The organism is Algoriphagus taiwanensis (genome assembly GCF_036245645.1).
GTDB classification, from domain to species: domain Bacteria; phylum Bacteroidota; class Bacteroidia; order Cytophagales; family Cyclobacteriaceae; genus Algoriphagus; species Algoriphagus taiwanensis.
The window spans coordinates 326,994-351,183 of sequence record NZ_BTPE01000001.1; the positions used below are offsets into that span (position 1 = coordinate 326,994).

Consider the following 24,190-nt stretch of genomic DNA (forward strand, 5'->3'; position numbering starts at 1 on the left):
CATGCTCAGCCTTCTGATTTCAGCTTTCTGACTTACTCAACTTTCTTCCTTTCCCCTCTAAATGTCCCATTCGGCTGAACAAAGTTCACGGCAATAATTTCCCCGTCTTTTTCCTCAAACTTCACCTTGAAGCCTTCCAGAACCTTCAGGTTAAATTCATGCTCGCCGATATTGACCAATTCGTACTCAGGTTGGCCGGGCACAAAGGCATAGAGTTTTTCCTCTTTGATGTAAATTTTCACTTCCTGCACGCCCATCAGTAGGTAGGCTCCCTCGTACTTTTTCAAGTCATCTACCGAAAGCTCATTTTCCTTCGGTGTACGCTTAAATTCGATCGGATCCAAGGCAGGTTCTAATGAAGCTTTTAGACCAGAGATATCTCCGGTCATGTTGCTGACAAACTGCAAGACAAAAGGATTATCTCGATTCGGTTCGCCTTGGTAGATCAAAAACAAATTGAACGCGTCGTAGTCTTTGTGCTCCAAAAAGCCACCCAAAAGGCCTGTTTGCACAAAAAGCGTATCGTTTTTCAGGTCAATTTCCATTTTCCCATAACCGGGATGTTCGTAAGTGCCGGTATAGTCCATCAGGATATGGGATGGCTTGGTTAGGCTTGCTTTGGCCGTGGAGTCTGCAACAGCCTTTGCTTTGGCTTGTGCTTCCTTGGCTTCTTCCAAGCGCTTGACCGTTTCACCTAGCCAATCAGAGGGTTCTAAGTTAAGCATGCGATCTGCCACCATATTTCTGACCACATTGGGAAGTGGAGAACCATTCTGATTAGTCAGAACCACGATTCCTAAACTGTCTGTTGGGTAGAAAGCGGCATTTGCAGAAAAGCCATCGATATTTCCTCCATGTTCCACCCGGTAGTGACCTCGGTAAGAGGCCAAAAACCAGCCATAGCCATAGTTGGAAAACTGCACATCGGGATGCTCCTTGGAAGGAGTGCCGGCAGCCACCACCATTTGGGCACTCATTGCCTCCTTCACGTAGTCTTCAGGGATGATTTGTTCGCCCTTGAATTTCCCACCGTTGATCCAGGTAATGAGCCAGTTGGACATTTCCGAGACGCTGGAATTGATCGCTCCGGCTGGTCCCATAGCGGCGATATTGTAGTAATCCATTCGCTTGGTTTTTCCATCTAAGTCCACCGAGTAGCCAAAGGATTTGTCTGCATCCTTTTCCATCTCGGGAATGCGGAAATTGCTTCGGGTCATGCCCAGTTTGTCAAAAAAGAGCTCCTTCACATTTTGCTCCCAGCTTTTACCGGTAAGTCGGGCACCGATTTCACCTTGGAGGAAAAACATCCAGTTGTTGTAATACCATTGCTGTCGCAGTCCGGTGAAAGGCTCCTGAAATTCGATCCGCTTGATCAGTTCCGATTTGGATTCGGATGGAAACATAAACCAGGAAAAATCATGTCTTGGTAAACCCGTTCGGTGAGCCATCAGGTCTTTGACGATGATCTGCTCATTCATCCAGGGCTCAGCAAAGCGGAGTTCGGGTATGTATTTTCCTGGGCGGGCATCAAAGTCGATTTTCTCCTCTTTGCTAAGCACGCCCAAGACGGCCGAGGTAAAGGCTTTGGAAGAAGATCCAATAGCAAAAAGCGTGTTTTCAGTCACCGGAACCTGATTTTCCACATCCTTGAAGCCAAATCCTTTTGCATAGACGATTTGATCTTTTTGGACAATGGCTATGGCAAAACCGGGTGTGTTTAGGGCTACTCGGGCTTTTTCAAGTTCGGTATCCAGGATTTTGAAAACGTCCTGTTTTTTCTGAGAAAAGGTAGGGCTTACAAAAAAGCTGAGAAGGAGTAGGGAGAGGAGAAGTCGGCGCATAATAAAATGGTTTAGAATAAACAATAATAAAAAATTGCCCCAAAAAGAGATAGACTTATTTGGGGCAATTTGAAGAGTTTGGGATGGCTTTACGACTTAGCCGGCATTTTCCAAAGTCCTTCTTACTTGATCCAGATTGACCCGGCACTCCTCGATTGACTCCCATTCCCGGCCTCTTTCCCCGTGCTCGATTCCCACATAGCCATGGTAGTTGTGGGCCAGTACGATCTTCATCATCCGGGTGTAGTCCAGTCCTGTTTCACGACCCTGATCATCCCAAACTTTTGGCTTCAGGCTGACTCCTTTTGCCATAGGCATCAATTCATCCACACCCCGATAGGAATCATAACTGAGAATCTGATCTGCATCCCGCTTCATCACAAAGTTGCCAAAGTCCGGCAAGGTACCCGCCCGGCGATGTGCAGTTTGCTTAATCAGCTCGGCCAACCATTTACCGTTGGAGGAGTAGCCTCCATGGTTTTCTATGATGACATTGATATCAAAATCGTCTGCAAATTCACAAATTCTGCGAAGGGTAGAACTGCAGACATCTATTGCTTCCTGCTCCAGTTTGGGATCCTGACTGAACGGAACAGCCGTGTAGGCATTGATCCGAATGGAATGACAGCCTAGGAATTTGGCCGCTTCTACCCACTTTTTATGATTTTCTACCGTCTGCTGTCGCTCCTCGGGGGTGGCGGCACCTAATTGACCTTCCCGGTCCACCATGATGAGTACGTTGGTGACCCCTTCTCCTTCGGAGCGGGTTTTCATCTCCTGCAAATAGGCTTTGTCCTGTGCCTTGTCCATAAAAAACTGGTTGACATACTCCACTGCATCGATACCGTGTTTTTTGGTCTCGATGGCAAAGTCCAGATTGTCCATTTTCCCTCCGAAAAGCAAGGGGTTCAAAGACCATTGGGCTAAGGAAATTTTAAAAATCGGATCTGCTTTAGTTTTTGACATGGCAAATTCTGGTAGTCCAAGCCCAATAGCAGCTGCTGCCAGGCCGGATGTTTTGAGGAAGTTTCTTCGGTTAGTCATGGGAAATAGGGATTGGGTTAATGGTTATTGAGTTTTTGGTTGTTATGTTCTAAGTTAATGAATTTGAGAGAGATTGCTTTGTTGTGTTTATCTTTCTCCCTTCCTGATCGGTAGAATGGAGCAGGAATACTATGCCTACTGAATTAAATCTCCCATCCGCTTCGATACTCCCTTGTCAGCAACTGATTTGCAGCTTCATCATTGGTGATTTTGACCAAATTCGCATCGAAATCCACCTTTTTGCCAGCTCTCAAGGCTACAGCACCAAGGTTAATCGTATCGGTAATGCATTGGGCCCGGGTAAAGCTGCCCGGGGTCTGTCGCTTTTCCAGCATGGCATCCACCCATTGGTCGGTGTTGCGGTCCACTTCACGGGAATTGATTCTCTCAGATTCTCTACCAGCCATCATGGAACTTTCAGGCAAAAGCACCGGATATTCTCCCCGGAAGCCTCCCAGGATTTTCCCTTTAGACCCTACGATCAGCAAACCTTCCTCTGGAGTGTCTTTTTCATCCATTTCTAATTCCTCGCAGGCAAATGGCTTCATTCCCCCATCATACCAAAACAGGTCAAAAGCAGGTAGGGAAGCTTGGGCCGGAAAATTCCATTTGATCGTACAGCTCGCGGGGAAGGCAACGTCATTTTTCACCCATTGATAGACCTGATTGACTTCCTCCCGAGTGGTGGTGCCAAAGGCCCTAGCGGAAACGGGACTGCGGTCGATGCCCAAAGTTTCAAAAAGTGGAAACAAACTGTAATGCCCCATATCTGCTACCGATCCACCTCCGAATTCGTACCATCCTCGAAAGACATTGTGCGTGTAGTTTTTGTGATAGGGCATATCAGGCACAGGTCCCAGCCAAAGATCCCAATTCAATCCTTCGGGAATGGGTTGTGACTCGGAAGGTCTTTTGGTCCATTGTTGCCAAACGGGTCGATAGGACCAATTGTGGATTTCTTGTAGTTCTCCGATCAGTCCGGCATCCATCCACGCTTTGATCTGTCGGTATTCGGGCCGGTCAGACCAAGCTAAAAGATGAGTAACCAAGCCTGAATCTTTGGCTTTTTGGATGACCTTTCTTCCTTCCAAAAGCCGATTTGCGATGGGTTTGTGTGTCACCACGTGCATGTTTTGATCCATTGCGGCCAAGGCAATCGGCGCATGGGTATGATCGGGGGTCATGATTTTGACTGTATCGATGCCTTTTTCCTTGGCAAGAAGCTCCCGATAGTCTTCATAGCTTGCACAACCTTTGTATTTACCTGAGGGCTTGTTCTTTGCGTAATACGTTTCCACATATTCCTGACCGATATCTCTTCCTCCGGGGATTCCAGGCTTGCCTTCCCACCAAGAATCATCGCCGATGGTTTTGCGGATATCATTCCGAATGCCGTACGGGGACCAGTCGAAATAGTCAGTAGAAAATTTATTCACGTCGCATACCGCAACCACCCTCACTTTTGGATTTTGCAAAAGGCTTCCCATTTCCCGTAGCCCTTGAGTTCCGCAACCGATATTGGCTACAGTCAGTTGGTCCGAGGGTGGGATTTTTCCCAAACCTGCGATGACGTTGGAAGGAACGATGGTAAAAGATGCAGCAAAGGTGGCCGCCGAAGCGAGAAAATCCCGGCGGTTGAGGTGGTCAGATTTAGACATGATTTAGGTTTTTTGGGTTGGCAAGGGAATTTAGCAATTTCGATTTATTGATACCTTCTAATTATGGGGTTTTCAATAATCTCCAAAACTCCTCGCGCATCTTATCTGCATCGATCTCGGTGTAGACTTGTACCACTCTCGGGGTGTTTTCCGGAGGAGTCATTACCGGTGAAACCGTCGCCCATTCGGGGTGAATATAAGCCATCACCAATGCCAAATCCCACATCACCCGGGTTTTGTCTTGTGGATTGTGCACTCTCCAGCGATCTGCCAAAATCTTTTCGATTGCCACGTTTTCATCCAGTCTCGCATAAGTCTCATCCCGATCAAACTTCAAGGCAAAGGAAGTCGTCGTGGTCATGATGGTGAAGTCCAATCCCTCAAGATTGAGCAAGTAATCGAAGGCATTTAGGTCACAGCGTATATTGAATTCGCTTTTGTTCCAAGCCCGAGATTCAGGAGTATACCAGGAACCCAAGGAAAAAAGTCGGATTTTATCCTTGATGTCCGGTGCCAAAATCAAAGCTGTTGCCACATTGGTCATGGCACCAAGTGTCAGGACATGGAGCTTTTCTTCTCCTTTCATCTTCCGGGCTTCGGCGATAATGGCCTGAGCTGCCGGAGAATCTCTTGGGTCTTGCTGTCCCCATGCTCTTCCGATCTGTCGATCCGCGCCCAAGGGATGTGGGATATCCATTCGACCCATCGCAGCAAGAATCTCCTCATTGAGGCGCTGACTTTCCTCGACTGGCTTGAGCGTCGCGGTTTCGTAGGCATTCCACTTTTCGAAGACATTCAGATCGGCATTATTGAAGTGAGCCGAACTCAGCCCGATCAGATCAATTCCCGGCACTTTGACCAAATAGGCAATGGCATAGAGGTCGTCCATTTCATTACCTGTGTCGGAATCCAACCATACTTTCTGCTGGGAAAAACCTGACTGAAGGATTAAGAAAAGGCATACAATCAATAGGGATAAGTTGGTTTTCATCAGTCTTATTTGATTTTTAACGGTCTGATGGAATATCGCAAGGAAATATCCTTTCACTGAATGGAAACTACTTCTTGCTCAATTCCATGGGTTTAGACAAGATAAAATCCAAAATACACAATTTCTTTTGACACAATGCAGGCTAGCTACTTTTCGGGAAAAGCTTATCTTAAGCAGACAATTCCCACTGCCATGCAAAAGCTTTCCCTACTTCTTTTTATCCTGGTCGTTATTTTCTCCTGTCAGGAAAAAACTCCCCAATCGGAACAAATCACCTATCCCGAGCGACCGAATATCGTCTGGATCGTCGTAGAGGATATGTCTCCTGAGCATTTGGAAACTTACGGAGGCACAGGTGGTAAAACTCCCCATCTGAATGCCTTGGCAGCCGAATCCCTGCAATACCAAAATGCATTTTCTACTGCGGGTGTTTGTGCTCCCAGTCGGGCAGCTTTGATCACGGGAGCCTATCAAACTTCAATCGGAGCGATGCATATGCGGACTTTAGCGCCATCTGCTGCAGCTGGAGACGCCTATCCTCCCGGATTCAAAGGCTATTCCACCGTACTGCCTGAAGGAATGTGGCCCTATCCGGTTTATCTCCGAATGGCCGGCTACTACGTGAGCAATAATGTCAAAGAGGACTATCAATTCCGCAGCCCCGTCATGATGTGGGATGAAAGCAGCAACAAGGCTCATTACCGCAACCGACCCGATCCCAACCAGCCCTTTTTCTCCATATTTAACTTTACCACTACCCATGAATCCCAAGTTTGGGTTCGGGAAGGGAAGGACAGCCTCTTGGTTGACCCCAAAGACGTGACCGTGCCTCCAGTTTATCCGGATGATTCACTTACCAGACGCACGATTGCCCGATTTATCACCAATGTGATGCGGATGGATGCCCAGGTAGGGGAGGTGATTGCCCAACTGAAAGAGGACGGGCTATATGACAATACCATCATTTTCTTTTACTCCGACCATGGGGATGGGATGCCTTATTTCAAGCGGGAATTGTATGATCGGGGCTTGAAAGTGCCTTTGCTGGTCAAAGCTCCTTGGCTGGAAGGGGGGACAAAGACGGATGAACTGGTCAGTTTTGTGGATTTCGGTCCAACATTGCTTTCTCTGGCAGGAATTCCAATTCCGGAAAGCATGCAGGGACAGGCTTTTCTCGGAGAGCAGAAGGCTGAGCCTCGAAAATATATTTATGCCGCCCGGGATCGGATGGATTCAGAATACGATCGGGTACGGGCCGTTTCCGATGGACGGTTTAAATACATCCGTAACTACATGCCCGAAAAGCCAAACTACCAGAATATCCGCTACCGGCTTCAAAATCCCCTGATGGGACATCTCCTGGAACTGAATGAAAAAGGGCTGCTCAATGAAAATCAGGCCCGTTGGTTTGCTCCAAGCAAGCCCGAGGAAGAACTCTACGACACCCAAAATGATCCGTGGGAGTTTAACAACCTGGTAGGGAATCCGGAGTATGCCGATAAATTAGAAGAGCTGCGCAAAGCCCATGAGGATTGGGTCGCTGAGTACGGCGACAAAGGTGCCCTGAATGAAATGGAAATGGTCAGAGGCTGGTGGAATGGAGGAGAAAATCCTCCCGTCACCGAATCCGCTGAGGTAAGTTTTGCAGAAGGCAAAGTCACTTTAAGTTGCCCCACTTCTTCAGCTCTGATCGGCTGGAGAAAGTCAAGCAGTGATTCTTGGAAAATCTACACCGAACCTTTTGAGGCGGTGGCTGGAGATTCATTATATGTGAATAGCCATCGAATAGGATTCGAGGCAGCGGAAATTGCCATGACTATAAAATGAGACTGAATTGGATATGAAGTCTTTCCTCAACAAGCTAACTTTTTTCTGCCTTTCCTTTATGGCCACCCTATGGGTCCATGCTCAGGAAAACATGCTCTGCCAAGGTGCTTATTGGACCGAGGATGAGGCAGCTATTTTTATGAAAAAGACTTCCGAGTCGTGGGCTTCTCAATCTGACTGGGAAAATCGGACAGAGGTAATTCGGAATGGAATTCTCCAAGGAATGAAACTTGGCCAAATGCCAGACCGAATAGCTCCTTTCAATCCCATCATTCACAGCACCCGGGAAATGGATGGCTACATTGTGGAAAATATCGCGATCGAAAGCTTTCCGGGATTTTATATTACCGGCAACCTGTATCGCCCGCTCAATCCAGCTCCTTTTACCAAAAGCCCTGCAATTCTCAGTGTGCATGGACACGGACCTGATCTGAGGTTTGGAGAAAGTATGCAAAAACGAAGTGCAGCTTTTGCCCGGATGGGAGCGGTGGTGTTTGCTTATGATATGATTGGCTATGGAGATTCCAAGCAAGTGGATCACAAAATTCCGATTGCCTTAACCCTTCAAACTTACAATTCACAACGTGTTATTGATTATCTGATCTCCCGTCCGGATGTGGATCCCGATCGGATCGGAGTGACCGGTGAATCGGGTGGAGGAACCCAAACTATCCTAATTACTGCACTGGATTCGAGAATAAAGGTTTCCGCTCCGGTGGTGATGGTTTCAGCTTACTTCTTTGGAGGCTGCACTTGCGAAAGTGGAATGCCGATACATAAAAGCGAAAACCATCAGACCAATAATGTGGAAATTGCTGCTTTGGCTGCTCCAAGGCCCCTATTATTGGTTTCTGACGGAGGAGATTGGACTAAGAATACTCCAAGAATTGAATTCCCCTATGTGCAAAAAGTGTATTCTGCTTTTCAGGCAGAAAGCCGGGTGGATAATGTCCATTTTGCCGGAGAGCGGCATGACTATGGTAAAAACAAGCGGGCCGCCGTTTACAATTTCTTTGGGCATTACCTTGGTCTCAATGCAGGCAGAATCCCCTATCAGGATGGATTTGATGAGAGCTTTGTGACTCTGCTGTCTGCCGATGAGCTACGGGTATTTAATGAAAGGTTTCCTTTGCCAAAAGAGGCTTTAAGTGGAGATGATGCTGTAATCAATTTTTTGAACCTGAATTGAGGGTTTTTGAATGAGATTGCTTTCCCAACCGATACTTTTAATCAATAATTTTTAACTCATACCAGACCATGTTCACTCTATCGCCAACCATTTCATTAAATCCCAAAAATCGGTCCTGGAAGCTAAATCTTTCTCAGGATGGATCTTTCCAAATGGAGTTGATAAAGGAGAAGTGGAGTTTGAAAATATTGGGTTATATATCCCCGAATTATGATATATCTCGCTTTCAATCCGATCCTACTTTTTTTATTAAGGAAAAGGGCAAAGGTCTCAATTTGAGTCAGTTGGAAAATGTTTGGAAGAACTCAGGCGTTCCTCTTTCCTATTGTGCAGAAATAGGCAAAGCTGAGGTGCCAATGAAAATTCCCTCAGGAAATCTTAGATTTTTCTCGGGATTGGTAATTCATCCTTTTTCTGATGGCAATATTTATTTGAGTGCTACTCTCAGCTATACCGAAGAAGGTATCGGAAAAGAAAAATCGTATTTAGGGGAATTCTTAGCTCTATTGAAGCAGTTTGAATTTTCAATTCCAGTCGTTCTTCCCAAAGTTACAGTTCCTCCTCCGGTCAGGTTTAATTTTGGAAATTCCAAATTGGATCGGATAGAGTCCTACGATTCGGGTTTTTATTCTGGGGGAGGATCCTACAGCATTGAAGAGTCAATTTATTTATACGATGACCATTCGTGTTTTTACCGGTATTTAAAAGTGGTTTCTATGCCAGGCTTAAGTGGAGGAATGGATCAAAGAGAGAGCCGAGGTACTTGGGCTTTCCAGGGGAATTCATTGGAATTAATTTTATGGGATATTCCAAACAAACGGTTTACCGTGGAACGGTTAAATCCGAGTCAGCTCTCACTCAATGGAGAAGCTTTTTGGTGGAGTAAGATTTAGCTTTTTCTCCAGACCTATTTCAATTGGTGCAAGGAATTCCATTTTGGGAATTGGGACCAAAAGGAGGCCGAATTCGGTATTCTTCGATTTGTTTTTGCCAATCAATATCCTTCATCTGATAGTCGGGAGTGTAGCGCAGTTCATCCCAATAAGTAGATTTGGGGTGTTCAAATCTCGGGTCACCCGTTTTTTCCATCCAAGCCAAGAGTTCCTTTCTCATTTCTTCCTTGACGCTTGCAAAACTTGGATCGCTTGCCAGGTTATTGAGTTGATAGGGGTCTTTTTCCACATCGTAGAGTTCCTCTTCCGGTCTGGAACCAAAGGCCAATTGGAAGTAATCCGGCTGTCCTGGTTGAGCTTTCCCCTCCAAGGCCATCATCAAAAACTTGGTTATGGAATGATCTACATCTCCATATTGTCCAACGGACTGATGGACGGTCGGGTCCCCGGCAGGATTCCTTTCAGGCATGGGGTTCCAGATGTAAAGGAATTGCTGGGTTCGGACGGCTCGCATGGGATAGCTCAAATCGCCTTTTCTCACATTGGCGTGACGCTCCCGCTCCAGAAATATTTGATCCCGATCTTGTTTTTCTCCATCCAAAAATGCCCAAAGGGATTGTCCGCTCATATTTTCAGGAGTTTTTCCGGCTGCTTCCAAAAAACTCGGAGCGAAGTCCACAAAATTCACAAAGTCATGAATCACCGTTTCTGACTTGACTTTTTTGGGCCAGCGAATCACCAAAGGCATGCGGGTGCCGTAGTCATAGAGATTGGCTTTGGCCCGGGGAAAAGGCATCCCGTTGTCACTCGTCATCACGATGATGGTATTGTCCAATTCGCCCATTTCCTCCAGCATTGCAATCAGCTGCCCGCATTCCCGATCAAAGCGCTCGATCTCGAAGTAATAATCCAGGATATCATTTCGCACGCAGTCATTATCCGGGAAAAAGCCGGGGACTACCACGTCTTCCAATTTCATTCCCGCCTGAATTCCCGTGTTTGCCACGTACTCCCGATGCGGGTCCGAACTCCCAAACCAAAAGGTAAATGGTGCTCCATCCGGGCGGTTTTTCAAAAATTCGGCAAAATCCGAGAAGCTTTTCCCGGCAGGATTGTGTTCCAAACCTGAAACTTTGAAGTCTCCCGGTCCCCAGCCCTTACGGGTGGAACCAGTGAAATAGCCTATTTCTTCCAACAAACTCACATAGGTAGGATATTGTGCAGGCCATTCCGACCAAAGGTTTCCACCGCTTTCGTTTTCATGAGGATAGCGCCCGGTTAGGATACTTGCCCGGGAAGGGGAACAGGAAGGAGAAGCCGTATAGGCATTCGTGAAAAGTACTCCTTCCGCTGCCAATCGGTCAAAAGTGGGCGTTCTGACTACTTTGTCTCCATAAACTCCCGCGTGCGGAAAAGACCAATCATCGGCGATCAGAAAGAGGATATTGGGTTGTTTGCTTTGTGCATTGGCGATAAAAAGGCAGGCGAAAAAAACAGAAAGGGCGAGAAGCAGACTTTTCATGGAATCAAGGGTTTGTTGAATTTAGGGTGATAGAAAGATGATTCCAAGATTTGTTCAGAATAGGTAAACCCATCTTCTCTTTTTGCCATTCCTCGAGTACGGAAATAGACCCGAGCCTACATTAAAAATCAATTATTTTGAGGTGAAGTGATTATCTGACCTTATCGTTATGGTCGAAAAGTACATCTGGCATCAAATATTGGAGTTTTTAAGCTCAAGTACTGCTTTGCATTTAAGGCCGCTATTTTGCTCTTCGAAAATTTAAAGTAAAAGAGCTTTTAATGAGACACCTAATTGGAGGGAGTAGTGATTTTGGAAAATTAATTTTTAATTTATTCCTGATACATTTATCTTTAAATAATGTCACGAAGAGTTCTAGCAATACTTGTTTTGATATTTTTTTCCTGTGAAGAAAAACCAAATCAATTTTCATTTGAACCAATTAGTGTTCAAAAACCATTGCTCGTATCTGAGATTGGTGAAAGTTTAGAGATTCTCGAAATCCAAACGAAGTACCCAATCTCCGGTACTCCGACGATCCTTAAATCTGATCGGTACTTCTATCTTTTTGAACAGGGCATAGTTACTTCGCTACATCAAGTCAGTCTGGATGGAAAAGTCCTAAAAAGCATTGATTTTGGATATGAAGATAAGCTGAATGCAGATGCGATTACACAGGTTATTCTGAAAGAAAATAAGATAGGGGTAGTATCGAGAGGAAATTTGGTCATTTGGTTTGATGAAAATCTGGAAGAGCTTGAAGAGGAAAAACTCCCTTTCATGGCAAATTTTCATTATCTGATCAATGAAAACAGGATGATTTCTTTCAACAACCGAATAGATGATCAGGAGGATTTTGATATTCTGATCCAAGAAAGCGGTCAAACAAAAAAAACTCTACACATCAGAAAGGATGAGTATAACTTTGTATACGAGTCCTATTCCCCTTTTTCTGAATGGAATAGTCATGTGATTTTCTCTCAGGCTTTTAATGATACGATTTATGTTTGGGACAAAGAGGGATTTCGACCGCTAATCCATGTGAACTTCGGTACAAATGCTGTTGCGGATCGGTTAAAACAAATTCAACATCCCTTGGATATGTTGGCCTTTTTTAATGAAAAAAAATATCATTATCTACCAGGGGAGGTTTATGGCTTGGATGCAAACCGAGTTCTTTTTCAGATTAATGAAAAAGGGAACCGAAAACTCGGGCTAATGAATTTTGAAACCAAGGAGTTGAGCGTATATCCAGGAATAGTGGATAATTCTATTTCGAATATGATTCTTTATTTCCCCCAATTTGCAAAGGACAGGGAATTGTTTTTCGGGATTTCTGGTGAGCAAATTCTCGAAAAGTATGACAGAATTCCAGATTCTTTCAAGCACCGACTTTCTCAAGATTATGCAGAATCCTTTTTCATCTATAGACTTAAGTTAAAGCCAAGTTGATCATATAATTTACTTTTTCGAGAACCTATCTTCTGATTTTTAATCTGAAAATGGGAGGCTTTAGGTTTCCAATACAATAGAGATATGGTAAATAATCCCCGTGGCTTCCTTGCTTCCAAACTTCCCTACTTCCAAACTACCTCACCTCAAACACCGCCGACTCCCATGGCCCAAAGTCCAAGTCGATTTCCGCTCCTGATTCTGTGACCCGAAGTATAGTCTTTTTCTTCCCAAACATCAGCTCTTTAATCTCCCGTTCGCCTTTTTCCAAGTTCCACACTTTTAACAGTTCAGGGGACAGTTTGAGTGTCGTTTTCACCGATTGGAATTTGTCGAAATTGGTCACCACGATCAGTTTTTGACTATCGTCCCAGCGTGCAAAAGCAAAAGCCTTATCGGTGTAGGCGGGGTTTTGGGCTCTGTTGAAGGAGTGCAATTCCATATACTCACCCATCAGCGCCGAACTGTTTCGGGTAAAGTTCAGCACCTCGGAATAGTAGTTTCGCAGGGCTTTTTCATTATCCGAAAGCTGCCCTCCATCAAATTTCCCTCCATTCATCCACTTCTGATGCTGAGGCACGCCGATATAATCGAAAATGGAAGTTCTGCTCGGATCGCCAAAACCTGCATCTTCAGCACCCGGTTCGCCCACTTCCTGCCCAAAATAGATCATGGTCGGAGAAGTGGAAACAGTTGCTGATACCACCATGGCAGGCATGGCTTTCCAAGGGTTTCCGGCAAACTCCGGACTGGCGATTCGCTGCTCGTCGTGGTTTTCCAAAAAGTGCAACATGTTATGCTCGATATCCCGCTGTGATTCAAAAATCGCTGGCAAATGATCAGTCGATCCATGCCCGTACATGATATTTTTGAGCGTATCGTATAATTCTACCTTATCATAGAGGTAATCCATTTTTCCTTTGAAAAGATAGTCGCGATACAAAGCTGGCTGATACACTTCCGCCATCAAAAATGCCTCGGGATTGGTCATTTTGATATGGGAATTCAGGTAGGACCAAAACTCCACCGGCACCATCTCAGCCATATCGAAGCGGAATCCATCAACTCCTTTACCCAACCAAAACTGAGTGATGTCCTTGAATTTTTTCCAGGAATCCGGCACTTCCTTTCCTTGCCAAAAGTCATAATGCGCTTTCCAATCCAGGGAATCCGCGCCGGCAGGCAGTTCTTCAAAATCCTTTTTCCCATCCGGACTTACTCCATAATTGATCTTGACCGTCTCGTACCAATCGTAAAAATCCGGCTGGGCTAGCCTTGACCCGTTTCCCGTCCATTTGGCGGGGTTTTCTTCAAACTTTCCATCTGCCAATGGATGCATTTCCCCGCCTAGCGGCTGATAGCCGTTTTTGGGTTCGGGTACCTGAAAAGCTTCTCCCGGGATATAGTAAAAGTTGTTATCCTTGGCGTATTCGACCGTTTTATCATCATCGGCCCCAAAATCACGAACTCCGGCCGGGTTGTTTTTCCCTTCATAAAAGCGGGAAACATGGTTGGGAACAATGTCAATAATCACCTTCATGCCATGCTTGTGCGTACGGGCGATCAAGGCTTCGAATTCCTCCATTCGCTTAGTTACATCCACCGCCAAATCTGGATTGACTTGGTAGTAATCCCGGACCGCATAAGGTGAACCTGCACGCCCTTTGATCACATCCGGGTCATCCGAACTCACGCCGATTTCCGGAAAATCCCCGATCACTCCATGATGAGGCACTCCGGTGTACCAGATATGGGATACGCCTAGTTTTTTGATTTCTTCCAAGGCTGTATCCGTGAAGTCATTAAACTTCCCAACCCCGTTTTCCTCCTTGGTTCCCCAAGGTTTGTTGGTGGTGTTGGTATTGCCAAAAAGGCGGGTAAAGACCTGATAAACGACTATTTTCTGGGGTTTCATAGGTGGAGGGTCTTGTGGTTTTGGAGCTTGGCAAGAAAGGGCTGTCGCTACCAAAACTGCCGGGATTAAAAATTTCTTCATCAGGTTATCGGGTCAAACGGTACAGTAAAATCGTATTTCTTTTGATCAAATCAGGGAACTGCTTCATGTTGATGGTTTCGCCGGGAGCATGGGCCCCACGTCCAGAAGCACCCAAACCGTCCAAGCCGGGTAGAATATCCGCCACGTAGGCAATATCTGCTGCACCCCGACTTCCCGGATCGCCAGGCTTCACTTCGCCCAGACCCATATCCAAACTCACCTGATTCAAGATTGCTGCCAGTTCGTAGTTTTCTTCCCGTGGACTCATGGAAGGTATCCCGTCCCGGAAGGTGATTTCTGCATCTGTTTGATTAAGATTTCGATCCACGATTTCTTGCATTTTAGCACGGGTTCGCTCTTTTTGTTCTTCTCCTAAAAAACGCAAATCTCCAGTCACGTAGGCTTCCCTTGCTACGATATTGGTCTTGCCCAAAGCCTCTCCTTTTCCGGTGATTTTGTCATAGGAAATATCCGAACCGCCGATAATTTGCCCGGGATTGAAGGTGAGGTACTGCTCACCGGCCAGTTCTTCTTGAAACTCTGTCAAAATACGGGCTGCTTCATAGATGGCTCCATAGCCCACACCTTCACGGAAAACTCCACTGGAATGACTTTGCCGACCAGAGGTTTTTAAGGTCCAACCACTGGAACCTCTCCGTGCCACCGTCACCGTATTGAATCCTTGTGCTGTCTCATAGCCTAGAGCGATATCGTGGGATTTGGATCGCTCGATAAAGTCCCGTCGGGAGAGCTCATTGTCCCCCGAACTCTCCTCGTCACCCATAAAGTAAACGGTGACCGTTCGATCATCCAGCATTCCCAGTTCATGCAGGGCTTTCAGGCTGGCAAAAACCAACACATCTCCGCCTTTCATATCATTGGCGCCTTGTCCGGTGGCGGTGCTATCGTTAAGCCAAGTGAAAGGGGTAAAGGGCATGTCCTTTTCAAAAACCGTATCGATATGTCCGATTAGAAAGAGTTTTTTACCTTTATTTCCCTTCCGGGTAGCAACGAAATGCCCGGCACGATTCACCTCAGCGGGGACTTCCACCCATTCGGTTTGGAAGCCGATTTTATGAAATTCCCTTTCGAAAACACGACCTACTTCCCGCACGCCTTCCTTGTTCAGCGAACCGGAATTGATGTTGATGACTTCTTCGAGGAGAGCGACGGTCTCTTGGTAGTTTTTGTCGATGAGTTCGATCAGCTTTTGTTCGTCTTTGTTGAGTTTTTGCTGCGCAAAAGAGAAAAGCGGTCCAAAGGCCAGAATGAGGATCAGGGGGATTTTTTTCATGCTTGAAAAATAGGGGAAATCTGGTGTGAGGGCAAGGATGGATTTTTTAATCAGGGGTGATTGGATGAAATATTTGATACAGATCGCCCCGTTGGGGCTCCGCCATTTACTCCGATTTTTTGCCCAGAATTGAATTCTGGGCTGGAACAGGGCGTGCCTTGGGCACTTCTCTAACATCGGAAGGTTTCAAAAGAGCACCAAAGGTGAGATCCGTCATAGGCCCGAATTCATTTTGGGTTATATTTTCCTTATTCAGTAAAGTTCAGAAATCGCCAAAGGTGCGCTCTGTATCAACCCCAAATTCAATTTGGGTTTTTTCAGGAAATGAGGATCTAATTGGGATAAAATACAGACTGCTGTCTCCTACCCAAATCTAGGTCATCTGACGTATTTCATAGCCTTGGTCAATTCTGGATTTTTGAGAATCATTTAAATTCTTTAATCCATGAAAAATCTAATTTTCTCCTTCCTACTTCTTCTGGCTTTATTGTCTTGTAATTCAGAGGATGAAAATCCTGAGTCCCAAGGCTGCAATGGGGCTTCCTGTGCTCCTGCTGTTGCATCCGGAGAAACTGCCGCAACGGTTCCTTCCTCTGCAGTTGGTGTTTACAAGTGCGTGGTGACTTTTGCCAATCCCGGATCTCCTTTTCCGCTTGGAACAAAGGCAACTTTTGAGATCACTGCAGACCAGAAATTGATCGTGACTATAGAAGGCGAGGAGTGTTTGACGATTTCCAATCCTATCTGGAGATTTGGAGCCGACGCTTCTTCTGGAAATTATACTTGGAAAGATTCTTGTCGGGACAATGTGGCTTATAATGTATCTTTTGCAGGAAGTGCCTTCAATGAAGTCAATATGGAACCTGTTTCCGGAACTGGGTTTTTTGGGCAGTTTTCCCTCGAGTGATTTTCAATTAAACCCTGCCTGAATCTGATTCATGGAGGGTTTTGTCTGAATTTTGGCTATTATTAGGGGTCTAATAAACCTATTGTAATGGCCAATTTTAACATCGACGCCGACAAAAACCTAACCTATGATGCCATCGTCATCGGTTCGGGAATCAGCGGAGGCTGGGCGGCAAAAGAACTTTGCGAAGCAGGTCTTAAAACCCTGGTCCTCGAACGGGGACGAATCGTAGAACACGTGGTGGATTACCCCACCATGACTTTGGATCCTTGGGATCACGAACTCCGGGGAGGACTCACACCTGAGCAAAAAGCCAAGCATCCTAAAGGAGGGCGTTCCGGATTTATCGGAGCTTTCAATGAGCATTTCCATGCCAATGATCTGGAAAATCCCTACACGGAAGTCAAGCCGTTCATGTGGGTTCGGGCACATCAAATGGGTGGCCGATCCTTGCTTTGGGGAAAGCAAACCTACCGCTGGTCGGATCTGGATTTTGAAGCGAATGCCAAAGATGGGCATGGGGTAGACTGGCCGATTCGATATAAGGATATTGAGCCTTGGTACACCCATGTGGAGAAATTTGCCGGAATCAGTGGTGAAGCTTTAGGACTTCCTCAGCTTCCGGATTCTCATTTTTTGCCTCCGATGGAACTGACTTGTGTTGAAAAACACGTCAAGGAGCGAATCGAGAAGGATTTCAAAGGCCGAAATATGATTATCGGACGAGTTGCTCACCTGACCGAACCTTTGAATGGGAGGGGCAAGTGTCAATTCAGAAACCGATGCGATCGAGGCTGTCCATATGGAGCCTATTTCAGTTCCAATGCGGTGACACTACCTGCTGCCCATGCGACTGGAAACCTAACCATCCGGCCTTTTTCTATCGTTCAGTCTGTTGTCTATGATGAGCAAAAGGGGAAAGCCTCCGGAGTTCGGATTATCGATGCCGAGACCAGCGAGGAGATTGTTTACAAAGCCAAAATCATTTTTGTAAACGCATCTACATTGAGCACTACCCAGATTTTATTGAATTCAACTTCCAGCCGATTCCCAAATGGTTTAGGAAATGACTCTGGCGAATTGGGACATAACCTCATGGATCACACCTATCGAGTAGGAGCGATGGGAACAGTAGAAGGATTTGAAGATCAATATTACAAGGGACGCAGACCTAACGGGATTTATATTCCCCGCTATGTCAACCTGAAAGATGGACCTCAATCCGACAAATTTGTTCGGGGCTTTGGTTTCCAAGGCGGTGGAGGAAGATCAGGCTGGGGAGCAGGCAGCAATCAAGAAGACTTTGGAGGAAACTTCAAGGATGGATTGATGAAACCCGGACCTTGGGAGTTTTTCATTACCGGATTCTCAGAATGCCTTCCTTATCATGAAAATCAGGTTTACTTAAATAAAGATGTCTTGGATAAATGGGGACAGCCTACCTTATCCATCGATGCGGAATGGAAAGCCAACGAGCTTGCGCTAAATGATCAGGCTCGTCAGGATGCCAAGGAAATGCTGGAGCGTGCAGGACTGAAAGATGTCATGGAATTTGACAATAAACATGAAATGGGCTTTGGAATCCATGAAATGGGTACTGCCAGAATGGGTCGAGATCCCAAAACATCTGTACTGAATGGCAACAATCAAGTGCATGGATGTGAAAATGTCTTTGTCACTGACGGCGCATGCATGACCTCTTCCTCCTGTGTCAATCCTTCTTTGACCTACATGGCACTCACAGCACGAGCTGCCAATCATGCTGTATCCGAACTTAAAAAAATGAATCTCTAAGCCATGAACAGACGCGACGCACTCAAAAAATCAGCTTTGGCACTCGGCGCAGCTGCCGGTGCTCCTACTTTACTGAGCTTGTTACAGTCCTGTGCTCAGCAGGATCGCTTGACTTGGACTCCTCAGTTTTTATCGGAAGAGCATGCAAGGTTTTTGTCCTCATTCGTGGATTTCCTTTTGCCCAAAACCGAAACGCCCGGTGGACTCGACGTCAAGGCCGATATTTTTATCGACTTGATGTATGCAAAAACCTACGATGAAGCAGGGCAGAAGCAGGTCGTAGCCGGTATCGAAAAGTTCAATTCAGACTGTAGGGAGAAATATGGGAAAGTCTTCTCTGAATTGTCTGAAGAGGATAAGAAAGCGGTTTTCCAAGAGCATGAAGCCAATTCTCCAAAGTTTCCCAAAACCGTTTGGGGCGGTGCTGTAGGACCACGTGAACCGGTTGGGTTTTACAGAGGTTTGAAATCCACCGTGCTTTGGGCTTATTTCAGCTCGGAAGAAATCGGAAAAAATGTCCTCAGTTATGATCCCATCCCGGGAGAATACTTAGGTTGTATACCCCTTTCTGATGTTGGGAATACTTGGAGTTTGTAAGGATTTGTTGCTGTTAAAGCTTATGCCTTCAGCGATGCTTGGCATGGCTATTGCGACTTGAGGTAAAAATTAATTCTTTCACCAATCATTTTATTTATGAAAACCAAAAGCCAAATAATTTTAGGATTAGCCTTTTTGAGTATGTCACTCATTTCTTGCGAAGGAACTCAAAAGGACTCCACGCAGACAGAATCCATCGAGGTTGAATTTGAAGAGGAGAAAAAAGAATTGAAAAAGGAGTTGGAAGATCTTCAGGCAGAAATTGACCAAAAAATAGCCGAGCTTAAGGCTAAAAAGGAAGAAGCTTCTGAGGAGATGAAATCCGAGTTGGAAGAAATGGAAAAAGAGCTGACTAATGAAAAGTCTGAGGTTGAAAAAGCCTTAAATGATGTAGAGAAGGCCACCGAAAACACTTGGAAGGATATCAAAAAAGCTGCTGAAAACACCTCCAAAGACATTGAAAAAGAATGGGAAGACCTGAAGTCTACCATGGAGGATGTGTTTAAGAAAAACTAAATAATACTCAAATAAAAGCCGATCAGGAGGATCGGCTTTTTTATTGGATTAAATCAACCCAACAGGATATCCATCAATTTTTTCGAAATATGAAATCCATTTTGACGGAGGTCATAAATTACTTTCTCCAAGTTGTCAATAAGCCCTTTGTTTTTTGCCAATATCAGAATCCCTAAAGTACCGATGATTTCTACTCCATTTTTTATGGCAATTTTCCTCCCTTTAATCTCGTCAATTATTAATAGTGAATTATCTGTGCTTAATGCCAAGGCAATCGAACTTGATTCACCTAAATCCAAGACCTTTTGAAGTTCAATGAATTTGGATTCATTTTTATTTTTTACGATAGTAATCCAAGAGGGTAGTGTATTTCCAAACTCTTGGTAAACCTCTTCTGTAATGGTGACATTAGTAAATAGTGAGCTCAATATTTCCAGCTTTTCTACCTTTTGCAGGGCGATAAGACAGCTGGTATCAGAAATTACCGCTCTTTTCATGAAGGAGTTTTTTCAAGTCCTCAGCAGTTTCTCCAAAAACCGAAACGCCATATTCTCCCGCTGATTCGATAAACTCTCTTTTGCTAATCCCGACTAGTTCTGCCGCTTGGCCTGAAGAAAGTATGCCTCTTTCAAATAGCACTCCTGCGATTTGCATTTTTACCTCTTTTTCGTCGGCAGACTCCGGAACCTTGACAGTAATTGTTTTCATTTTCTGATCAGTATCTTTCTAATTTACTTTATTTCAATTGATTTGTTCTGTTTTTTTGATTTTTGGATAGCTTGGTGATTTGGCTTTTTTACAATACTTGTAAGGAATTTCCGGACGGAATATGAAACACAGGCAATCCGGGCATATGCTGATTCAGCCAGTTTTTGACAAATTCCGAACCTCCTTCCTCACTGGCAGAATGACCTATCTCGATCATGGAAAGCTTTATGCCGATCTCATTGGCGGCACGTACGTACTCGGGAGTTTCCCATTCGTTGGATTCTCCACAGACCAGCACGTCGGGGCGATGCTCCATGATTTGAGTGATCTGGAGTCGACCGCCAACAGCCCCGGGAAGTAGCAGAACTTTTTCGCAGGACTGATCCAAATCCCCCACATAGCGCATGGCAGGCACACCCAATTTGGTTTTGATATGATTGATCAGCCCTTTCAAATCAGTTTTTGGGATATTCAGAATCCTACTCCCGGGAGTGTAATAGTCATTCCATCCTAAATCACCCACAACTCCTACCCGTACCCCATCGTCTTGCATTCGGTGCACGTAGTCGTGATTTCGCCAAAGGGTAATGCCATTCTTCTCCATCAGATCATATTTGGCACGAAAGACGGGGTCCTCCTGTAGGTAATCCGTCTCATCCTGGCCAGAGAAAAAAGTGGGTTCGTGAGGAATAATCAGGTTGGCTTTCAGTTCTATGGCCTTATGGATGATTTCCATGGTAGTAAACATGGTCGTCACCACTCCGGTCACTACCGTATCCCTAGACCCTACCTTAATCGTGTCTACAGTTTGGGCAAAAGGAGCATTGGGAACCTGAGCGATAAAGGTGTCCATAATCTCACCCACGGTCCAGTTTTTTTGATGGGAAAAAGAAAAAGCATCCCAGGGATTGGCAATCATACCCGCTCCAATCAGAGCGCCGGACGTATGGATAAAGTTTCTTCTGTTCATGGTGAAATAGGGGATAGGTTCTCTTAAAAGTAAAAAAAAGCTGTGAGCGAGACCGCCCACAGCTGTAATTTAAGGGAATTGAGGAGCTTAGTCGACTTTTACATTGGTAAACCAGATGAATCGATTGCCGTCCTGCCCCATATGATCCAAAGCAAGGGTAATCGGACCAAACTGCTGCTCATTCTCCCAAGTCCAGGTTCTTCCTGTGTCCCCGTTACCTCTTCGGAAAGTCCACTCCAGAATTTTGTTGTTTTCATCCAGATACAAATCGTAGGCATCTCCCGGAGTATAGCCCATACCGGGGGATTTGGATTCTCCTGGGGCATAGGCGATTGTTAATTGGGTGGAATTGGTTCCCTTGATGGGAGTAGAGACATTTTCCTTGCTGTCAAAGGTGTAGCCGGTATCCCAAGCCAGTTGGAAAGGCATCATCAGCCAATACTTGTCATTGACAAAGCCTGCATCCGCAGGTGGAAGTGAATCTGCATCCAAAGAATAGGTGTAGGTCGTATCCGGTCCGGAGTAGTATACGGTTCGCTCTTTAATGTTCCATTTCCAGTCTCTGGAAAGCACATTTACCGAATCCCGCTGCACATTCCAGGTGTAGGCGATGGAGTTGACTTGATCAAAATTCTCGATTCCGTAGGCTTTGGCCACCTTGACAGGAAGTGAATCGGGAGTCTCTTCTTTGGTCGCACAGGAGTACAAAAGAAGGACAGAAAGGAGTAAAGGGAGGAGGTTTTTCATAGGATAGAAGTGATTAAAGACTAAACTACAGATAATTAACTTGGTTTGGATATCCAGGATTTCAGTTTTTGATATTCGGCCAATTGATAGCCAGGACGGATGAGGTACAGAAAATTGTTCAAATGGAGCATTATCCGGAAAAGGGGAGAGGGAAAGATTTTCTTTTTCCCCATTCCACTTCCTTTCAGGATTTTACCGGCGACTGTTTCTGGTGATTGCATGGGAAATGCCTTTGGAATGTCCTTCCCGGCAGTTTCAAAAAAGCGGGTGGAGGTAGAAATCGGGAAAACCAAGGTCAGCCAATCCCCGTCTTTTTCGGCCCAAAGCCCTCTGGCCCATTGCAAAAGGGCGGACTTCGTAGCTCCATAAATGCTGTATCCCGGCACCGCCCAAAAAGCTATTGCCGAACAGGTGATCACATGCCTGAGCTGGGTGTCAGGAAATTGATTCCTCAACTGAAACCCCAACTGTATCGGCGAGAATATATTGAGCTGAAAAATACGATCCATGTTCTCCCAATCCTGTTTTTCAGCCAAGCCATACTCGGCTTTCCCGGCATTTGCAAAGCAAAAATCAACCCCATCCCAATGGTTTTTTACCCAATCGAGGATTCCTTGATTGCCTTCTTTTAGGCTGAGATCTGCCTGCAAAATTCCACCGAGATCAGGGAATTCCAGTCGGAGTTGATCCAGAAATATTGGATTGAAATCTACGGCGAGAATTTGTCGGGTATGGGGGTAGAGCTGCCGCAAAAGGGCCAAACCAATTCCCGAACCTGCCCCGGTGAGGATAATTCTAGCCTGATCAAATGCCTTCATCCAGTATGGTGGGTTGAGGGAAATGGATATGAAATGGATTGACCTTCACTGCCAAAAGAGGGCGAATTTCCCGGATATCAGGGAAGAAATCCGGGTCAAGTTCCAAGCTCTTTATTTTGGCAAGTTTGCCCCAGCCAGTTCCTTTTGGCTGGGTGAGGTAAGTTTTCTTTTCCCAAAGTTGCCTGAGGTCAATAGGAATGAGGGAGGTAGTGACAGGGAAAGGAATTCCTCCATGGGCGACGGTCGCGGAGAACACTTTTTTTCCATCTGAGAAAATGGAAATTTGGTCAGTGCCTTCGCTTTTTTCCCAGGTAAAGGGGGCTGTCTTTTTGGGTATTCCCCAATTGGCCCGTCCGTTTTGCGTGCTCGCCTCGGAGTCCACATAGATATGGGTGATCGCTTGCTTTTTGGGTTGACCAAACTTCCCCGGGATAATCAGCAATTCCTTGTAAGTCCCCACGGGGGATTCGGTATAGTCCACTAGCATGACAAAGCCCAAGCCTCCCCGAAATTTCCCCCTTAGTCCTTTTGGGAGATTACCTTCTTGTTCTACCCAATCCTTTTTGAATGAATAGATCAAAATAATGCCCTCACCCTTGAGGTCCCATGGAGGAAGAACTCGCTTAATCAGTTCCGAATTGATTTCAACTTCTTGGTTTTCAGGCATAGGGAGAAGGGCTTATGGAAGTCCAGCCTCCGTCTACTACCAGAGTTTGGCCGGTGATATGCCTTGCTGAATCGGAAAGCAAAAAGAAAGCTGCCTCAGCAATATCTGTAGTGGAGGCAGGTCTTCCGGTTGGAGTCAGTTTGGACCAAGTGGCGGCGTAGTCAGGGTCAGAGGTGGTTCTTTCTGTCAGCGTCGCCCCGGGAGCAATGGCGTTGACCCGGATGCCAAGCGGGGCCAATTCCAAGACCAGGTTTTTAGCCAACATCTCCACGGCTGCTTTGCTCATCGCATAAGCCGCCAGATTTTCATGGCTTTGATGGGCAGTGACAGAGGAGGTGAAAAGGATAGCCCCACCGTTTTCCTGCTCGCGCATGACTCGGGCTGCTGCTTGGGTGAGGAAGAAGGTTCCGGCTTGATTGACCCGCATCACTTCGAGAAAGTCAGCCCGGGAATAGTCCAAAAAGCTTCCAAATAGCGTAATTCCCGCATTACAGACCACTTGGTCAATTCTTCCGAAGTTTTCCAAAGCAAGGGAAATCAACTGGTCGATCACAGCTTCATCTGCCGAATCTCCGGAGCAACCCAATACCGATCCTTTTCCCATTCGGGAAAGGTTGGCCACGGCCTCTTCGGTCAGACTTTTTTCCAGGTCATTCAGGATGACTTGACCTCCGTTTTCCACCAGTTTTCTGGCTATTTCAAGGCCGATTCCCTGTCCGGCCCCGGTGATGATGGCTACTTTTGGGTTTTTCATATCTT

22 protein-coding genes are annotated in these 24,190 nt (G+C 45.7%); 8 read left to right on the forward strand and 14 right to left on the reverse strand.

Annotated features, from left to right (window positions below; all coding sequences use genetic code 11):
- Positions 1–32: 32 nt before the first annotated feature.
- From AAA938_RS01380 to AAA938_RS01395, 4 genes are all read right to left on the reverse strand, one after another.
- Positions 33–1,841, reverse strand: coding sequence for a serine hydrolase (locus AAA938_RS01380; RefSeq protein WP_338226854.1), 1,809 nt, complete (start codon positions 1,839–1,841; stop codon positions 33–35).
- A 96-nt stretch (positions 1,842–1,937) separates the two neighbouring features.
- On the reverse strand, positions 1,938–2,885 hold the full coding sequence (locus AAA938_RS01385) for a TIM barrel protein (RefSeq protein WP_338226855.1): 948 nt from the start codon (positions 2,883–2,885) through the stop codon (positions 1,938–1,940).
- 143 nt (positions 2,886–3,028) lie between these two features.
- Positions 3,029–4,543: a Gfo/Idh/MocA family protein gene (locus tag AAA938_RS01390; RefSeq protein ID WP_338226856.1), complete on the reverse strand. Its 1,515-nt coding sequence runs from the start codon at positions 4,541–4,543 to the stop codon at positions 3,029–3,031.
- Positions 4,544–4,604: 61 nt separating this feature from the next.
- Positions 4,605–5,534, reverse strand: a complete 930-nt coding sequence (locus AAA938_RS01395) for a nucleoside hydrolase (protein WP_338226857.1) — start codon at positions 5,532–5,534, stop codon at positions 4,605–4,607.
- Between the two features lie 192 nt (positions 5,535–5,726).
- On the opposite strand from AAA938_RS01395, the gene AAA938_RS01400 reads away from it, so the two are divergent.
- From AAA938_RS01400 to AAA938_RS01410, 3 genes are all read left to right on the forward strand, one after another.
- Positions 5,727–7,361 (forward strand): sulfatase family protein, encoded by a 1,635-nt coding sequence (locus AAA938_RS01400; protein WP_338226858.1) that lies wholly within the window; start codon positions 5,727–5,729, stop codon positions 7,359–7,361.
- A 13-nt stretch (positions 7,362–7,374) separates the two neighbouring features.
- The gene (locus AAA938_RS01405) at positions 7,375–8,550 is read left to right on the forward strand and encodes an alpha/beta hydrolase family protein (protein WP_338226859.1); all 1,176 of its coding nucleotides are present in this window, start codon (positions 7,375–7,377) and stop codon (positions 8,548–8,550) included.
- 356 nt (positions 8,551–8,906) lie between these two features.
- Positions 8,907–9,443 carry a hypothetical protein gene (locus AAA938_RS01410; RefSeq protein WP_338226860.1) on the forward strand — a complete coding sequence of 179 codons (537 nt, stop codon included), beginning with the start codon at positions 8,907–8,909 and terminating at the stop codon, positions 9,441–9,443.
- Between the two features lie 19 nt (positions 9,444–9,462).
- Here the strand turns inward: AAA938_RS01410 and AAA938_RS01415 are convergent, their stop codons facing one another.
- Positions 9,463–10,965 carry a sulfatase family protein gene (locus AAA938_RS01415; protein WP_338226861.1) on the reverse strand — a complete coding sequence of 501 codons (1,503 nt, stop codon included), beginning with the start codon at positions 10,963–10,965 and terminating at the stop codon, positions 9,463–9,465.
- A gap of 459 nt (positions 10,966–11,424) precedes the next feature.
- Here AAA938_RS01415 and AAA938_RS01420 point away from each other — a divergent pair, with 459 nt between their 5' ends.
- A complete protein-coding gene (locus AAA938_RS01420) occupies positions 11,425–12,417 on the forward strand; it encodes a 6-bladed beta-propeller (RefSeq protein WP_338226862.1) in 993 nt (330 codons plus the stop codon).
- A 136-nt stretch (positions 12,418–12,553) separates the two neighbouring features.
- On the opposite strand, the gene AAA938_RS01425 is transcribed toward AAA938_RS01420, so the two are convergent.
- On the reverse strand, positions 12,554–14,332 hold the full coding sequence (locus tag AAA938_RS01425) for an alpha-amylase family protein (RefSeq protein WP_338226863.1): 1,779 nt from the start codon (positions 14,330–14,332) through the stop codon (positions 12,554–12,556).
- Between the two features lie 85 nt (positions 14,333–14,417).
- Positions 14,418–15,707 carry a M20/M25/M40 family metallo-hydrolase gene (locus AAA938_RS01430; RefSeq protein WP_338226864.1) on the reverse strand — a complete coding sequence of 430 codons (1,290 nt, stop codon included), beginning with the start codon at positions 15,705–15,707 and terminating at the stop codon, positions 14,418–14,420.
- A 445-nt stretch (positions 15,708–16,152) separates the two neighbouring features.
- Here AAA938_RS01430 and AAA938_RS01435 point away from each other — a divergent pair, with 445 nt between their 5' ends.
- The 4 genes from AAA938_RS01435 to AAA938_RS01450 all read left to right on the forward strand — a co-directional run bounded on the left by AAA938_RS01435 (position 16,153) and on the right by AAA938_RS01450 (position 19,521).
- Positions 16,153–16,614, forward strand: a complete 462-nt coding sequence (locus tag AAA938_RS01435) for a hypothetical protein (protein WP_338226865.1) — start codon at positions 16,153–16,155, stop codon at positions 16,612–16,614.
- Positions 16,615–16,701: 87 nt separating this feature from the next.
- Positions 16,702–18,408 (forward strand): GMC oxidoreductase, encoded by a 1,707-nt coding sequence (locus AAA938_RS01440; protein ID WP_338226866.1) that lies wholly within the window; start codon positions 16,702–16,704, stop codon positions 18,406–18,408.
- A 3-nt stretch (positions 18,409–18,411) separates the two neighbouring features.
- Positions 18,412–19,005 (forward strand): gluconate 2-dehydrogenase subunit 3 family protein, encoded by a 594-nt coding sequence (locus AAA938_RS01445; protein ID WP_338226867.1) that lies wholly within the window; start codon positions 18,412–18,414, stop codon positions 19,003–19,005.
- A 96-nt stretch (positions 19,006–19,101) separates the two neighbouring features.
- On the forward strand, positions 19,102–19,521 hold the full coding sequence (locus AAA938_RS01450) for a sll1863 family stress response protein (RefSeq protein ID WP_338226868.1): 420 nt from the start codon (positions 19,102–19,104) through the stop codon (positions 19,519–19,521).
- A gap of 53 nt (positions 19,522–19,574) precedes the next feature.
- On the opposite strand, the gene AAA938_RS01455 is transcribed toward AAA938_RS01450, so the two are convergent.
- From AAA938_RS01455 to AAA938_RS01485, 7 genes are all read right to left on the reverse strand, one after another.
- Positions 19,575–20,018, reverse strand: coding sequence for a PIN domain-containing protein (locus AAA938_RS01455; RefSeq protein WP_338226869.1), 444 nt, complete (start codon positions 20,016–20,018; stop codon positions 19,575–19,577).
- On the reverse strand, positions 19,996–20,229 hold the full coding sequence (locus tag AAA938_RS01460; RefSeq protein WP_338226870.1) for a UPF0175 family protein: 234 nt from the start codon (positions 20,227–20,229) through the stop codon (positions 19,996–19,998). Before AAA938_RS01460 ends, AAA938_RS01455 begins: the two co-directional genes overlap by 23 nt.
- 88 nt (positions 20,230–20,317) lie before the next feature.
- Complete coding sequence (locus AAA938_RS01465) at positions 20,318–21,199, reverse strand: Nif3-like dinuclear metal center hexameric protein (RefSeq protein ID WP_338226871.1); 882 nt, start codon at positions 21,197–21,199, stop codon at positions 20,318–20,320.
- Between the two features lie 87 nt (positions 21,200–21,286).
- Positions 21,287–21,946: a hypothetical protein gene (locus AAA938_RS01470; RefSeq protein WP_338226872.1), complete on the reverse strand. Its 660-nt coding sequence runs from the start codon at positions 21,944–21,946 to the stop codon at positions 21,287–21,289.
- Positions 21,947–21,981: 35 nt separating this feature from the next.
- On the reverse strand, positions 21,982–22,764 hold the full coding sequence (locus AAA938_RS01475; RefSeq protein WP_338226873.1) for an SDR family NAD(P)-dependent oxidoreductase: 783 nt from the start codon (positions 22,762–22,764) through the stop codon (positions 21,982–21,984).
- Positions 22,751–23,431, reverse strand: a complete 681-nt coding sequence (locus AAA938_RS01480) for an acetoacetate decarboxylase family protein (protein ID WP_338226874.1) — start codon at positions 23,429–23,431, stop codon at positions 22,751–22,753. The genes AAA938_RS01475 and AAA938_RS01480 overlap by 14 nt, the downstream gene beginning before the upstream one ends.
- Positions 23,424–24,185 (reverse strand): SDR family NAD(P)-dependent oxidoreductase, encoded by a 762-nt coding sequence (locus tag AAA938_RS01485; RefSeq protein ID WP_338226875.1) that lies wholly within the window; start codon positions 24,183–24,185, stop codon positions 23,424–23,426. Before AAA938_RS01485 ends, AAA938_RS01480 begins: the two co-directional genes overlap by 8 nt.
- Positions 24,186–24,190: the final 5 nt, after the last annotated feature.